A 537-nucleotide genomic window follows, 5' to 3' on the forward strand; every position below is an offset into this window, starting at 1 on the left:
CTGCGGATTCACGCACAATCATAAACAAATTGCAAATTGCTCAGCTGGTTAGCGCTATACTCCAAAACGTCCACAATCAAATTATAGAAAACACAAGAATGCGAGCCTGCAAACTATTGCTAATTAAAGGTTTTCGGATTGGAAGATTAGCGATAAAACATAAGGATTATTATCAGACTTTTGCATCACCATCACTCTTTGGTCCGGCCCAAGGATCTCGGCGAAATTCCCTGTAGAGCAACCAGCTATTGAACAGCGTAAAGTACACACCGAAGATGACACAGGCAATGCCTTCAGCGTCGAATTCTGCATGAGAACGGCTGTCAGGAGTCGTGAAGTAATTAATGACTAAGTACGCCACGTAAGAGAAAGGAGATAAGCAATAAAGCGGCTTTCGAAAGAATCCAATAGCAGCAATAGCACTTACAATGACCCAGCCAAGACCCAGAACAATCATGATGTAATTGTTCGAATTACCGTCAGCATGTTTAAGCATCTCAAGAATTTCCAATGCAAAAAACAGACCAATTCCAATGG

General features: G+C 41.7%; 1 protein-coding gene. It reads right to left on the bottom strand.

Annotation, left to right across the window (positions count from 1 at the left end):
* Positions 1-172: 172 nt before the first annotated feature.
* The coding region (locus BWR59_RS32535; protein ID WP_168184569.1) for a hypothetical protein at positions 173-537 on the bottom strand (365 nt) is incomplete at its 5' end.

It is taken from the genome of Pseudomonas sp. Bc-h (assembly GCF_002080045.1).
GTDB lineage: Bacteria > Pseudomonadota > Gammaproteobacteria > Pseudomonadales > Pseudomonadaceae > Aquipseudomonas.